At 69.7% G+C, this 13,378-nt stretch carries 12 protein-coding genes; 9 read left to right on the top strand and 3 right to left on the bottom strand.

All coding sequences use genetic code 11. The features are described from left to right. Nucleotides 1-18: 18 nt before the first annotated feature. Nucleotides 19-759: an SDR family NAD(P)-dependent oxidoreductase gene (locus OG505_RS17555; RefSeq protein ID WP_405425786.1), complete on the bottom strand. Its 741-nt coding sequence runs from the start codon at nucleotides 757-759 to the stop codon at nucleotides 19-21. 248 nt (nucleotides 760-1,007) lie between these two features. Between OG505_RS17555 and OG505_RS17550 the strand changes: the two genes are divergently transcribed. Beyond that, nucleotides 1,008-2,189 carry an acyl-CoA dehydrogenase gene (locus OG505_RS17550; RefSeq protein WP_405425784.1) on the top strand — a complete coding sequence of 394 codons (1,182 nt, stop codon included), beginning with the start codon at nucleotides 1,008-1,010 and terminating at the stop codon, nucleotides 2,187-2,189. A 248-nt stretch (nucleotides 2,190-2,437) separates the two neighbouring features. Continuing rightward, nucleotides 2,438-2,860 (top strand): SgcJ/EcaC family oxidoreductase, encoded by a 423-nt coding sequence (locus OG505_RS17545; RefSeq protein WP_405425782.1) that lies wholly within the window; start codon nucleotides 2,438-2,440, stop codon nucleotides 2,858-2,860. A gap of 489 nt (nucleotides 2,861-3,349) precedes the next feature. Here OG505_RS17545 and OG505_RS17540 read toward each other — a convergent pair whose 3' ends face one another. Continuing rightward, nucleotides 3,350-4,015, bottom strand: coding sequence for a MerR family transcriptional regulator (locus tag OG505_RS17540; protein WP_405425780.1), 666 nt, complete (start codon nucleotides 4,013-4,015; stop codon nucleotides 3,350-3,352). Nucleotides 4,016-4,934: 919 nt separating this feature from the next. On the opposite strand from OG505_RS17540, the gene OG505_RS17535 reads away from it, so the two are divergent. The 4 genes from OG505_RS17535 (at nucleotide 4,935) to OG505_RS17520 (ending at nucleotide 8,191) form a co-directional block, all read left to right on the top strand. Continuing rightward, entirely contained in the window at nucleotides 4,935-5,744 is an 810-nt protein-coding gene (locus tag OG505_RS17535) for a helix-turn-helix domain-containing protein (RefSeq protein ID WP_405434554.1), read from the top strand. A gap of 187 nt (nucleotides 5,745-5,931) precedes the next feature. After that, a complete protein-coding gene (locus OG505_RS17530) occupies nucleotides 5,932-6,984 on the top strand; it encodes a carboxymuconolactone decarboxylase family protein (RefSeq protein ID WP_405425778.1) in 1,053 nt (350 codons plus the stop codon). 113 nt (nucleotides 6,985-7,097) lie between these two features. Further along, complete coding sequence (locus OG505_RS17525; protein ID WP_405425776.1) at nucleotides 7,098-7,655, top strand: hypothetical protein; 558 nt, start codon at nucleotides 7,098-7,100, stop codon at nucleotides 7,653-7,655. A gap of 2 nt (nucleotides 7,656-7,657) precedes the next feature. Next, nucleotides 7,658-8,191 carry a copper resistance protein CopC gene (locus OG505_RS17520; RefSeq protein WP_405425774.1) on the top strand — a complete coding sequence of 178 codons (534 nt, stop codon included), beginning with the start codon at nucleotides 7,658-7,660 and terminating at the stop codon, nucleotides 8,189-8,191. Between the two features lie 65 nt (nucleotides 8,192-8,256). Here OG505_RS17520 and OG505_RS17515 read toward each other — a convergent pair whose 3' ends face one another. Further along, a complete protein-coding gene (locus OG505_RS17515; protein ID WP_405425772.1) occupies nucleotides 8,257-9,417 on the bottom strand; it encodes an epoxide hydrolase family protein in 1,161 nt (386 codons plus the stop codon). A 218-nt stretch (nucleotides 9,418-9,635) separates the two neighbouring features. On the opposite strand from OG505_RS17515, the gene OG505_RS17510 reads away from it, so the two are divergent. Genes OG505_RS17510 through OG505_RS17500 form a run of 3 tightly spaced genes read left to right on the top strand, consistent with a single transcriptional unit; the run spans nucleotide 9,636 to nucleotide 13,279 of the window. Next, nucleotides 9,636-10,961, top strand: coding sequence for an FAD-dependent oxidoreductase (locus OG505_RS17510; RefSeq protein ID WP_405425771.1), 1,326 nt, complete (start codon nucleotides 9,636-9,638; stop codon nucleotides 10,959-10,961). Nucleotides 10,962-10,994: 33 nt separating this feature from the next. After that, nucleotides 10,995-12,458 carry an MFS transporter gene (locus OG505_RS17505; protein ID WP_405425769.1) on the top strand — a complete coding sequence of 488 codons (1,464 nt, stop codon included), beginning with the start codon at nucleotides 10,995-10,997 and terminating at the stop codon, nucleotides 12,456-12,458. Between the two features lie 11 nt (nucleotides 12,459-12,469). Next, nucleotides 12,470-13,279 (top strand): TIGR03084 family metal-binding protein, encoded by an 810-nt coding sequence (locus OG505_RS17500; RefSeq protein ID WP_405425767.1) that lies wholly within the window; start codon nucleotides 12,470-12,472, stop codon nucleotides 13,277-13,279. The last annotated feature ends 99 nt before the right edge of the window (nucleotides 13,280-13,378 follow it).

Genomic DNA, 13,378 nt, shown 5'->3' with positions numbered 1-13,378 from the left:
AACAGCCCCTGCGCGGGCTCAGGGCAGTCGCGTCAGGCCGGCGCTGGTCAGCAGATGCACGGTGCCGGGCGGGTTCGGGTCGCCGCCGAGCCGCAGGAAGGCCGCGCCCGCCGCCTCCGGCGTCAGCACCGGACGCATGGGCTCGACGAACGTCTCGGGCGGGACGCCGGCGCGCTCGGCGTACGCGTCGACCGCCGCCCGGCCGAGGCGGGTTTCCGGAGTGAGCTGCGGCAGCACCGTGTGGACCGTGATGTCCAGTCCGGCACGTGCGGCCTCCTGGGCCGCGTAGTCGGCGAGGAAGCGTACGGTCGCTTTGCCTCCGGCGTAGCCGCCGCTGAGCACGGAGCCCTTCAGCGCGGCGCCGCTGCTGGTCACGAGGACCCGGCTGCCGGGCGCCAGGGGCTGCCGCAACACCTGCCGCAGCCAGAGGAACGCGATGCGCACGTCGGTGTTCCAGGGGGTGGAGAACGTCTCCCAGGTCTGCTCCGTCAGCGGACGCAGCTCGGGTGAGGCGCCGGCCACCAGGGCGAGGACGTCCGGCGGGTTCCGGCGGAGCACGTCGAGGCTGGCCGGGTCGGTGGCGTCCGCGTCGACCAGGCTCAGGGTGCCGTGCGCGTCGGCCAGGGCGGCCAGCGGTGCGGTGTCCCGCGACAGGGCGGTCACCGTCGCGCCAGCCGCCAGGAACGCCTCGGTCACCCCACGGCCGAGGCCACGGCTCGCGCCGACCACGAGCACCTTCCGATCGGACCAGTAACTCATCTCGCCCACCATTCTTGATGCCGTCGGTCAATTGGTCACCGTAAAGCTACGATCCTGGTCGAGCCCGATCTTCTTTCAGAATGCGCGGTTCCGCACGACGCTCTGATTTGCCTTTTCCGGCCGACGCCCAGGGGTTAACGTGACTTCCTGAATTCCCGGCAACGACCTTCAGCGCTTCATGCAGCCGCCCGTTTGCGCCATCCGCTTCCCGGCGGGGGCACGATGGGGCCGTACCAGGAGGAGACCCCGTGCAGACAACCGAGACGTCACACCGAACCGATCTGACGAAGAGGGCGGCCGACATCGTCCCGGTGCTCCGGAAGAATTCGTTGTGGCAGGAGGAGAACCGCCGGCTCGCCGACGAGAGTGTCGAGGCGATGACGGCTGCCGGAATCTTCCGGATGCGTACCGCGGCGCGCTTCGGCGGGTACGAGGCGGACGCCCACACGCTGCTGGACGTCGGCATCGAGCTGGGTCGCGGCGACGGCGCCGCGGCGTTCGACGTCGCCGCCTGGTGGATCACCTCGTGGAACGTCGGCCTGTTCCCGGACGAGGTGCAGGACGAGATCTTCGCCGACCCCGATGCCCGGATCAGTGGAACGCTGGCGCTCAACGGCACCGGAGTCCCCAAGGACGGCGGCATCGTGGTCAACGGTCAGTGGGCGTTCAACAGTGGCGCCGCGCACAGCGGGTGGAAGCTGCTCTCCACCCTGCTCATTCCGTCCGACGGCGAGCCCGAGCCGGTGATGGCCGTGGTGCCGATGAGCGCGCTGCGCATCGTGGACGACTGGCACGTGTCCGCGCTCTCCGGCACCGGCAGCGTCACGGCCGTCGCGGAGGATGTCTTCGTGCCCGGCGCCAACGTCATGCGGATCGCCGCGTTCACCGCCGGCGAGTACGCGTCCGAGCGCAACCGGGACCTGCCGATGTTCCAGTCGCCGCTGGTCGCGGCGGTCGCGGCGTCGACCTCCGGCAAGATGATCGGCATGGCTCGTGCTGCCGAGGAGCAGTTCTACGCCCGGATCAACGAACGGCCCATCTCCAACACCAACTACGAGCGCCAGGCGGACGCGCCGATCACGCACCTGCAGGCGGCCGACGCCGCCCTCAAGATCGACGAGGCCGAGGGGCACGCGCGCCGGCTCGCCACGCTGGTCGACGAGCGCGGTCTGACGCGGGAGCCGTGGACGGTCCGCGATCGCGCGTACGCCAGGGCCGTGGCCGGGCGTGTGCCGCAGTTGACCGCCGAGGCGGTCGACATCCTGGCCGGCGCCTGTGGCGCGTCGTCGATCTACACCCGGGAGCCGATCCAGCGGATCCGGCGCGACGTCCGCGCGGTCACCCTGCACGCCCTGCATCTGCCGACGACCACGATGGAGCTCTACGGCCGGGTGCTGTGCGGCCTGGAGCCCAACACGTTCTTCATCTGACCGGTCCACCAGCTCGCGGATGTCCACCGACACGTCGGTGGGCATCCGCGCGCGCGTACCCGAATGCGTCCGGCGACCGGTCCGGGCCGTCACCGAACATCCATCGCCGGCGGGACGAGTTCGCCGGCACTTCTCGGACGTTGCGCCCTGCCAACCCGGCGCACGCTGGAAGACGCCAGGACAGCGCGGATCCGGCCACGATGGTCATCAGTTGCCATCAATGGACGACCGACGGAAGTGGGTAGCAGATGACCACCAACACACCGGCTCCGGTCCTGGACGGATCGGACCAGGCGGCGATCGGCGCGGTGTCGGCCCGGATGGTGAAGGCCTGGGCGGCACACGACGCCGACGCCTTTGCCGACCTGTTCGTCGAGGACGGCACGCTCATCCTGCCGGGCGTGTACGTCAAGGGCCGCACGGCCATTCGCGACTACATGGCCGACGCCTACCAGGGCGTGTACGCCGGCACCACCGTCACCGGCAAGCCGATCGACGTCAAGCCCCTCGGGCCCGGTGCGGTGGCGTTGTTGACCGTCGGCGGGGTGATCGCGGCCGGGAGCACCGAGCTGGCCGCCGCAGACGCCATCCGGGCCTCGTGGATCCTCGTCAAGCGGGACGACGCCTGGGTGCTCTCGGTCTACCAGAACTGCCCGCGTGACCCAGCCTGAGTAGCCAGTTCTGAGGGCCGGCCAGATGGCCGGCCCTCACGCGTCAGCTTCACCGGCGGCGCAGGCACAGTCACCGGCACCTGGCTCTGCCGTGGCCGGCCGCGCCGAAAGATCATGTGGCCTGCACGCTCGCAGTTCGCGGTGACCGGCTCGCGCTCAGGTCCCGCAGCTCGGGTTCGCGGGGCGGGCTCAGGTCTCACGGCCCGCGGCTCAGGGTTCGCGGTGAGCGGGCTCAGGTCTCGCGGCTCAGGTCTCACGGCTCGCGGTGAGCGGGCCCAGGTCTTGCGGTTGTTGGTCCGTGGTGAGCGACTCAGGGTTCGCGGCGAGTGGCCAGCAGGCGAGCGGCTCAGGCGCTGCGGCGAGGGCCAGCGGGCGAGCGGCTCAGGGTTGCGGCAGACGGCCATTTCGGGCAGTGCGTCGGCGCCGCCCCGCCGGGCCGACGCCCTGTCCGGGGCGACCCGTGCGCGTCGGCGCACCGGCTCCGGGATGTCAGGAGCGGTCGCCGTCGTCGGCCGTCCCCTGGTTCGCCGGCACGAGGCCGAATCGGCGGGACAGGTGATGCTGCTGCCCGAGCTGGCGCATCGCCGCGAATGCCTGGTGCAGCAGCACGTTGCGCGCGAGGGCCTCGATGCGCGCGGTGCGGTCGTTCGCGATCCGGCCGACCTCGTGCCGGGCGAGCCGGTCAGCTGCCTCCCGGTACACGTCGAGAAAGTCCGGATCGCAGTCGCAGCCCAGGCGCCGCATCGCGGCGAGCGCGAGGGTGAGGTGTGAGCGGGCAGCGGCTTCCGGGTTGACCTCCCAACCGGACGCCTCGATGATGCGGTTCGCGTCGGCACGGGCGAGCTCGAGGCTCTCGTCCTCCTCGGCGGCGGTGTCCTTGCCCGCCATCGACACCTGGTTGAGCACCTCGAACAGCTCGATCGACGACAGGTGCTCCTCCTCGGCGGCGATCAGGAGCCGTCGTACCGACGTGAGGTCAAGTTCTCCTATTGAGGTAAATATCTTGATCAATCGAAGGCGCCGCAGGTGATTCTTATTGTAAAGCGCCTGGTTGCGTCCCGTGGGTTCACCGGGTGGGAGCAGGCGTTCGCGCAGGTAGAACTTGATCGTCCCGACCGGCACCCCGGACTGCCGGCTCAAGTCAGATATCCGCATCGTGGCTCCCCGTGATCAACGTTTCAGGCCCGTGGATCGCGACCGCTCGTGCTAGCTGTGGCTGCGCCGCGGAAATAACGCGGTCGTTGCGGCGTCGCTGCCGGCGGAGGTCGTCGTGGCTGTCCTGGGCTGGTGTGGACCGAGAAGCACGGGTGATCGGCTCCTTCCGAGCGTGGTGCCGGATGCGCAATCGAGGTGGCTGATGGTTGCGCCGTCCGATAGGAGACTAGGAGACTCGGACATACTTCGGCAACCCTTAATTACCGCAGAAACACTGTTAGTAACCAGGGCTGGTCTCCCAATCACGTCCGTCAGTGGCAGGTGAACGGATGAGGATGACCGCGTCAGCGAGCCACGTGCGTTGTCGTGGTTGACCGCACAAATAGAACTGTCCGCCATGAAAGCCCTGGCTGAGACGCGCATCTGACGCCTCGGCGGCATGCTGATCACGTATCTGGCCGGCGTCGTCGGCGGGTATCGTCGCAGAGGGCGACCGGAGGTGGCAGGGGGTCCGGTCGACCTGCCGGCAAGCCGGTTGGCCTCCGTCGCCGCCAACCCGCCACGACCGGTCGCGTGCACTCCGAGCAGTGTCGATGGTGATCAATTCCAGCCATGCGCCGGCAGGTCGAGGTCGTCCGTAGGGGTCTGGACCGCGCCGGCCACGGGGTGTGCATATACCGGTGATACACGCTATCCATATCCAGTAGCGCCAATACCCGCTGCTTCTCCACGATTGCGTCGCGCGCTCACCCAGGGTTGATTGCCGACGTGCCGTCCGTTAGTGTTGCCATAAGTCGAGAGATCATCGGCGTAATTGACCGCACTGTTCCGGCTTTTATATTCAATTGTCAGGTAGGTGCACACATATCTGACTGCCACGAGTTGAATGATTCAGCGGAACAGCACCTGGGGGAGTGTCATGAAAGACGTTTCTGAGCAAGCGGTGTTGCGCGCGGTCGCAGCGATGCACGACCGCATGGGCGAACAGTTGACTGTCGATGACATGGCCCGCGCCGCAATGTTCAGCAAATTCCACTTCACTCGGATCTTCCGGCGGGTGACCGGTGTGTCGCCGGCCCGCTTCCTCTCGGCGCTGCGCCTGCAGCGGGCGAAAGACCTGCTCATCACCACATCGATGAACGTCGCCGACATCAGCGTCCGCGTGGGATACAACAGCGTCGGTACGTTCAGTTGGCGGTTCAGCCGCAGCGTCGGTATGTCGCCCACCGCGTTCCGTCGACACGCCGGCTACACGCAGTCTATCCACCCGCACTTCGAGTGGCGCTCCGGTCGATCGCCGAGCGGCCAGGTGTCGTGCCAGGTCCGTCTCGCCGAAGACGACGACCATCCGCTTATTTTCGTCGGGCTGTTCAGCGGTCGTATCCCGGAAGGACGCCCGGCGCGGTGCGCCGTTCTGCAGCAACCCGGCTGGGTCCACTTCGACGCGGTTCCCCTGGGCTCCTGGTACCTGTTGGCCCAGTCGGTGTCGGCCGATCCGGACGGTGCCGAGCAGCGCGCCGACGTGGCCGATCGTGCCGTGTCGGTGGCGACGTACGGCCCGCTGACGGTCCGCGCCGACTCGAAGGTCAGCGCGAACATGGTGCTGCGGCGCAGCAGCGCACTGGATCCGCCGGTGCTGCTCGCCCTGCTCGACGCGCGCAAGTACGCGCTGAGTCAGACCCAGCACGCCGGTACCGCGATGCGGGACCGGGTGGGCGCGGCCGCCTGAGGGCGTCGCCCCGCGGGGCAGGAGGCGGCCGAGCCCGGTAGTGGGTGCGCCAATGCGCGAGGCGTGCGGTCACCGGCGGGCCCGCAGACAGCGAGAGCAGTCGGCGAATCTGACGCGGGAGGTTCTGATGGTCGCGAGACGGGTTGCTTCCTCGGTCGCTCAGAAGCACGTCAGATTCCTGACCGTCGTGCCTGCCGCGACGGCGCGCGGACTCGTCGCGGTGGTGTATCGCCAGGTCGCCGAGGAATTCCAGATCGTGGTGCCGCCGGCGTTGTTGCACTCGCCGTCCGACGATGTTCTGGCCGCCTACTGGACCCTCACCCGGGAGCCGCTGTTGCCGGCCGGTGCGGTGGACCGCGCTGTCAAGGAAGCGGTCGCGGCATCGGTGGCGGTGGCCAATACCTGTCCCTACTGCGCCGATCTGCACGTGGCGGGCCTCTTCGAACTCTCCGATGAGCGCGACGCCGAGGCGATCGCCGCGGATCGACCTGACGAGATCGCCGACCTGCGTATGCGGCGCGTCGTGGAATGGGCGCGTGGCGCGCACCGTGCCGACGGCCCACCGCTGCCGCCTGACGTGTCCGAAGTGGAGTGTTCGGAGCTGGTCGGGGTCGTGGTGGGCTTCCATTACCTGAGTCGCGTGGTCAACGTCTTCCTCGCCAACTCGCTGCTGCCGCAGGGCCTCGGCCCGCGCGCCCGGCGCCGGTTCAATCAGGGACTCGGCCGGGTGCTCCGGCCCACCCTGCGAGGGCAGCACGTCGCCGGCCGAGCCACCCGCCTGCTCGACGCCGCGCCGCTGACCTCGGACGTCAGGTGGGCCTCGGGCAGCCCGCGCATCGCGGACGCGATGGCGCGCTCCTACCGGGTCTTCGAGGTCGCCGGGCAGCGCTCGCTCGACCCCGAGGTCCGCAACCTCGTGCTGACCCGGCTCGACGGATGGGCCGGGGAGGACGCCGGCCTCAGCACCCGCTGGTGCGAGGAGCTGATCGAGCCGCTGACCGCACCGCAGCGGGCGGCGGCACGCCTCGCGCTGCTCACCGCGTTCGCCTCCTACCGGGTCGGCCCCGAGGTCGTCGAGGATTTTCGCCGCCACCACCCGGCGGACGCCACGCTGGTCGACGTGGCCGCCTGGGCCAGCTTCGCCGCAGCCCGTCGGATCGGTGTCCGGCAGAGCGCACACGAAGAGAAGAACGGCGGGCGTCCCCGGCGTGACAATGGCGCTGTCGTGCCCCACGAGTAGTGAAAGACGCGTACGACAGAGCCAACGCCGGTCAGAACCAGTGTCGTTTCTCGTTGGCCCCGTGCTGCGGCGATGCGGCGCGTGAGTCGAACCCCACGGAACAGGAGAACCGAATGGCGGTCGCACCGGTTCGCACACTCAACCATGCCCATCACCGGGCAGCGCTCGGTGGATTCCTGGTGATCACGCTCGCGCACTGGGCCGAGCACCTGGTCCAGGCGTACCAGATCTGGGTGCTCGGCTGGGCCCGTCCCCAGGCCCGCGGCGTGCTCGGGCAGTTCCTCCCGTGGCTGGTGACCTCGGAATGGATGCACTACGGGTACGCGCTGGTCATGTTGGTCGGCCTGTTCCTGCTCCGCCCCGGCTTCGTCGGCCGGGCCCGGACCTGGTGGACGGTCGCCCTGGTGATCCAGTTCTGGCATCACATCGAGCACTTCCTGCTGCTGTTGCAGGCGCAGCTGCACACCAACTTCTTCGGCGCGGCGGTGCCGACCAGCGTCCTGCAACTGATCTATCCGCGGGTCGAACTGCACCTGTTCTACAACTCGGTCGTGTTCCTGCCGATGATCATCGGGATGTATCTGCACCTGCGCCCGAACGATCGGGAACTGGAGCGGACGCACTGCAACTGCGTGCAGACGCAGCCGCACCCGAGCGTCGTAGCGGCCTGACCGTGTCCCGTCGGACCCGCCTGCTCATCGCCGCCGTGCTGGTCCTGTTGCCAGTGGGTTGGCTCGTCGCGGTCACCGACCGCGCGCCGACGGTACGCCTCATGGACAGCTCGCCCGCCGACGCGCAGAGCCTGACCACGGCGCCGGGCGAGGCACGACTGAACCTGTCGGCGGCCGCCGACCCCGCGCTGTCGCACCTCTCGGTCGTCGACAGCGCGGGGCGGCGGGTGGACTCGGGTGCCGTGACCGCCGGGCCGGGCGACATCCTGCGCGTGCCCGTCCGGATCCAGGCCAACGGCACATACACGGTCGTCTACCACGTCATCGGCGTCGCTGGCGGACAGACCAGCGGCGTCATCCGCTTCGCCGTCGGCACCCAGGCGTCCGGCGCCGCGGCCGCCGACGCCCACGCCGGGCACGAGCACGGCGTCGACGGGCTCAGCGCGATACTGCTCCTGATCAATTTCGTCACGGTCGTCGTCCTGGCGGTCCTGCTCGTCCGCCGACCAGCGCCACGCCGCCTACCTCCGCGGTAACGCCTTCGACGAGCCGCACGGTGAAGGCCCCGGATGCCGAGACATCCGGGCCTTCACCGTGCGGTTCAGCTCCGCAGGGTCGCGACGAACGAGCGCAGGTCACCGACCAGCAGGTCCGGCTGCTCCATGGCGGCGAAGTGGCCACCCCGCTCGAACTCGGTCCACTGGACGATGTTCGGGAAACCGCGCTCGGCGAAGCGCCGGACCGGCTGCCCGGGGTCGCGCGGGAAGATCGCCACGCCCAGGGGCACCGGCAGGGGTGGCGGGGGCGGCGGGGGAGTCTTGGCGATGGGCAGCAGCTCGGCGTTGTCGTAGTAGAAGTGGGCCGACGACGCGCCGGTGCCGGTCAGCCAGTACAGCATCACGTTGGTGAGGATCCGGTCACGGTCGATCGCCTCTTCGGGGGCCTTGGTCGAGTCGCTCCACTCGTGCAGCTTCTCGACGATCCAGGCGAGCTGGCCCACCGGCGAGTCGTTCAGGGCGTACGCCAGCGTCTGCGGCCGGGTGGCCTGGATCTTCATGTACCCGGACTGGTCGTCGACGTAGTTCATCAACAGCCCCAGCCGTCCCGCCTCGACCTCGGTCAGCCCGGCCAGGTCGGCGGGGTCGCCCGAGGGCGGCGTCGGCAGGAAGTTCACGTGCGCGCCGATGACGTGCTCGTGGTCGAGGCCCGCCAACACCAGGCTGATCCAGGCGCCGAAGTCGCCGCCCTGGACGACGTACCGCTCGTAGCCCAAGCCGGCCATCAGCTCCGCCCAGGCGGCGGCGACCCGTGGCATGGTCCAGCCCGGACCGCTGGGGGGCCCGGAGAACCCGAAGCCGGGAATGGTGGGAATGACCAGGTGGCAGGCGGTCGCGGGGTCGCCACCGTGTGCGCGCGGATCGGTGAGCGGCCCGATGATGTCGGTGAACTCGGCGAAGGAACCGGGCCAGCCGTGCGTGATGATCATGGGAGTGGCGTCCGGCTCGGGGGAGCGCACGTGCAGAAAGTGCACGGTGGTGCCGCCGACCTCGGTGGTGAACTGCGGGAAGGAGTTGAGCCGGGTCTCGGCGGCACGCCAGTCGTAACCGGTTCGCCAGTACTCCACCAATTCGCGCAGGTAGGTCGCCGGTACGCCCCGGCTCCAGTCCTCGGCGGGCGAGTCGGCAGGCCAGCGCGTGTCGGCGAGACGGCGGCGCAGGTCGTCCACGGCGGCTTGTGGAATGTCGATCCGGAACGGTTTCATGCGGCAATCCTCACTCGATGAGGGAACGGAACGCTATTCCTCGCGACAAGAGACATCGCGGCGGCGTCCGCGGACCATGTTAGCAATGCGAAGGTGGGCCGGAAAGGCTTGGGGAATCCCTTTCCGGACTGAGCATTCTGGAAGAAGAAATGATGCTTCCTGTCGATACCATAACTGGCAACAATTGATTCTTATCCCAATCCTGGAGGCTGACGGTAATGGGCATTCCGCTGATTGCGCATGCGGTGGTCCTCGGCGGCAGCGTCGCCGGATCACTGGCGGCCCGGGTCTTGTCGCCGGCCTGCGAGAGGGTCACCATCGTCGACCGCGACGATCTCTTCGGGCCGGTGGAGCCCCGCCAGGCGGTGCCGCAGGGTCACCACATCCACGCTCTGCTCGCCCGCGGCCAGCAGATCCTGGAGGAGCTGTTCCCGGGTTTCACCGACGAGCTGGTGGCCGGTGGGGTGCCGATCGGCGACTTCGGCACGAGCCTCAGCTGGTACTTCAACGGCCAGATGATCCGTAAGGCCGAGACCGGGCTGGTGTGTGTCGCGAGTGGACGGCCACTGCTCGAGTCGCGCGTACGCGCCCGGGTTCGGGCCCTGGGCAACGTCACCTATCGAGACCGCACCGACATCGTGGGTCTGGTCGCGTCGCCGGACCGGCAGCGGATAGCCGGCGTCCGCGTGCAGGGGCGGGTGCCGGGCGCACCCGAGGAGATTCTCGACGCGGATCTGGTCGTCGACACCACCGGGCGCGGCTCACGGACGCCGCTCTGGCTGGAGGAGCTGGGCTACCAGCGGGTGCCGGAGGAACGGGTCAAGATGGACCTGACGTACACCACTATGGACTTCTACGGACCGCTGTCGTTCGACCCGATCGGCGAGGACATCGCGCTGCTCCCGGTCGCCACCCCGGCGCAGCCGCGCGGCGCGATCTTCGCCCGGATGCCCGACCGGTACGCCCTCTCGCTGACCGGCATTCTGGGCGACCGGCCGCCGACCGACCACGAGGGCTTCCTGGCGTACGTGCAGTCCCTGCCCGTACCGGAGATCTACAAGGCGATCCGCGACGCCGAGCCGATGGGGCCGGCAGCCTCTTTCCGGTTCCCGGCGAGCATCCGTCGACGCTACGATCGGCTGGCGCGGACGCCGGATGGGCTGATCGTCCTCGGCGACGCCGCGTGCGTCTTCAACCCCGTCTACGGCCAGGGCATGACGGTGGCGGCGATGTCCGCCCGATTGCTTGGTGAACACGTGCTTTCCGGTCCGCCGACGCCGCGGGCCTTCTTCCGTGACCTGGCCCGGCTCATCGACGCGCCCTGGGACATGTCAGCCGGAGCCGACCTCGGCTTCCCCGGTGTCGTGGGCCGACGGACGGCAAAGGTGCGGATGGGCAATCTGTACGTCCCCCGCCTGCAGGCGGCAGCGGCTCACGACGGCGTGCTGACGACTGCCTTCTTGCGCTCCGCCGGCCTGGTCGACCCGCCGCAGGCGCTCATGCGCCCCGCAATCATCTCCCGCGTGCTGCGCTCGCGGCGCTGACCCGCTTCAGCCATCGAGACGAAGGACAGCGACATGGACACAGCTCAGCTCGCCGGCACCGCAGCGCCGCCGGACTCGCGCCGATGGTGGGCGCTCGTCCTGCTGTGCACCGCGAATTTCATGGTCATCCTCGACACGCAGATCGTCATCCTGGCGCTGCCGACGATCGGCGCCGACCTGCGACTGGCGCCCAGCTCGGCCCAGTGGGTGCTCAGTGCCAACCTCGTCACCTTCGGTGGGCTGCTGCTGCTCGGTGGCCGAGCCGCCGACCTGCTCGGACGCCGCCGGATGTTCTTCGTCGGAACGGTGCTGTTCCTGCTGGTCTCGCTGGCCTCGGGCTTCGCGTGGAACGGCGAGGTGCTGATCGCCGCCCGGGCCGTGCACGGCCTCTCGGCGGCCCTCATGGCGCCGACCGCGCTCTCGATCCTCACCAGCATGTTCCCGGAGGGCCGCGAGCGGCATCTCGCCCTGGCCGGCTGGGCCGGCATCGCCGGTGTCGGCGCGACCGTGGGTCTGCTCATCGGCGGCTGGCTCACCAGCAGCTTCGGCTGGCCCGCCGTCTTCTTCGTCAACGTGCCGGTGGCGCTTCTGATGCTGGCCCTCATCCCGGTCCTGTTGCGCGAGAGCCGGGACCTGAACGCCACGCGCACGTACGACGTCGCGGGCGCCGTGACGAGCACGGCGGCGCTGGTGCTGGTGATCTATGCCCTCGTGACCGCACCGGCGGAGGGCTGGCTCAGCGTCCAGACCCTGAGCACCGCCGCCGCCGCGATCGTGCTGGCCCTGGTGTTCGTCGCCATCGAGGCCCGGTCCAGCGTGCCCCTGCTGCCGCTGCGGCTGCTGCGCTCGGCGTCTCTGGTCGGCGGCAACCTGGTCATGGTCACCATGATCATGTGTGCCTTCGGGATGTCGCTGGCGATCGCCCAGTACACCCAGGGCCCACTCGGGGACACCGCGCTGGAATCCGGCATCCGGCAGTCGATCATGCCACTGATGGCGTTGGTCGGTTCGTACGCCGGGCAGTCGTTCATCACGCGGTACGGCTTCCGGCCGGTGGCGGCGATCTGCCTCGTCCTGCTCGGGGCCGGCAGCCTGCTGCTGGCGCAGGCGGTGGCGGCCGGTGGCTCGTCCGTCGGGCTGTTCATCGGGCTGTTCGTCTTCGGCACCGGCCTGGGGCTCGGCACGGTAGCGGCCTCGGCGGCTGCCCTCGCCGGTGTCGCCGAGACCGATCTCGGCCTCGCGTCGGGGATGAACACCGCCTCCCAGCAGATCGGCGGCGGCCTGGGGATCGCCATCGTCTCGACCGTGCTCGTCTCCTTCTCGGCCGACGGCGGGCCGGCGGCGGGCTTCCGCCCCGCGTTCGTCACCTGCGCGATCTTCACCGCCCTCGGGCTCGTCATCGCCATCGCGCTGCTGGGCGGACGCCGGCAGGTCGCCCCCGCCGAACTCGCGACCGTTCCCGGCACTGACCGAGCTATCCGGACGCCATCGAACTGAGAGGCAGAACCGTGACCGAACAGCAGTATCCCAAGGTGATCGCCGACCTGACGGCCGACGGTGACGATCTCGACCGTCTGGTCAGCGACCTCGACGTGGCCGGATGGGCGCTGCCGACCCCCGCGCCCGGCTGGACCGTCGCCCACCAGATCGCCCACCTCGCGGCCACCTTCCGGATGGCCGGACTCGCGGCAGCCGACCCCGACCGGTTCGTCGCCATGACGGGGCAGCTGGGCGCCGACTTCAACGCCAACGTGACCGCGGCACTGTCCGGCTACCTCGCCGAGGAGCCCGCCGAGTTGTTGCGGCGCTGGCGTGAGGAGCGGGCGTGGGCCGAGAAGGCGTTGGGCGCCCTGCCGATGAGCCAGCTCGTCCCGTGGTTGGTGCGCCCGCTGCCGGCGGCGGTGCTGGCCATGGCCGGGATGATGGAACTCTTCGCCCATGGTCAGGACATCGCCGACGCCCTCAGCGTCCGACGCACGTTCACCGACCGGATCGGGCAGATCGTGGGGTTCGCGGTCCGGACCTGGGACTTCGGTTACCAGGCGCGCGGCCTCGAAACCCCGGACGTCGAGTTCCGCTTCGAGATCACCGCGCCGTCCGGCGCGCTGTGGGAGTTCGGCCCGGCGGAGTCGCCGGAGCGCGTCACCGGGCCCGCGGAGGACTTCTGCCTCCTGGTCACCCGCCGCCGGCACCGCGACGATCTCGCGGTCCGCGCCCAGGGGGACATCGCCACGCACTGGTTGCAGATCGCCCAGGCCTATCGGGGCCCCGCCGGCCCCGGCCGGGAGCCCGGACAGTTCGCGGATCGGGCCAACTGACCTGAGCGTCGTCGCCGGGTGGGCCCACCCGGCGACGACGCCGGTCCCACCCCGGCCGTGCGGGACCACGTCGAAAGCCCAGCGCAGGGCCGGGAATCG

Source organism: Micromonospora sp. NBC_00617 (assembly GCF_045161355.1).
Lineage (GTDB): Bacteria > Actinomycetota > Actinomycetes > Mycobacteriales > Micromonosporaceae > Micromonospora.
Note: the sequence above shows the minus strand (reverse complement) of the source record. Positions and strands in the feature narration are given on the sequence as shown.

Bases quoted from the DNA above. Each gene is read 5' to 3' on its own strand.
- OG505_RS17555 (WP_405425786.1), bottom strand. From the start codon at position 759: ATGAGTTACTGGTCCGATCGGAAGGTGCTCGTGGTCGGCGCGAGCCGT.
- OG505_RS17545 (WP_405425782.1), top strand. From the start codon at position 2,438: ATGACCACCAACACACCGGCTCCGGTCCTGGACGGATCGGACCAGGCG.
- OG505_RS17540 (WP_405425780.1), bottom strand. From the start codon at position 4,015: ATGCGGATATCTGACTTGAGCCGGCAGTCCGGGGTGCCGGTCGGGACG.
- OG505_RS17535 (WP_405434554.1), top strand. From the start codon at position 4,935: ATGAAAGACGTTTCTGAGCAAGCGGTGTTGCGCGCGGTCGCAGCGATG.
- OG505_RS17525 (WP_405425776.1), top strand. From the start codon at position 7,098: ATGGCGGTCGCACCGGTTCGCACACTCAACCATGCCCATCACCGGGCA.
- OG505_RS17515 (WP_405425772.1), bottom strand. From the start codon at position 9,417: ATGAAACCGTTCCGGATCGACATTCCACAAGCCGCCGTGGACGACCTG.
- OG505_RS17510 (WP_405425771.1), top strand. From the start codon at position 9,636: ATGGGCATTCCGCTGATTGCGCATGCGGTGGTCCTCGGCGGCAGCGTC.
- OG505_RS17505 (WP_405425769.1), top strand. From the start codon at position 10,995: ATGGACACAGCTCAGCTCGCCGGCACCGCAGCGCCGCCGGACTCGCGC.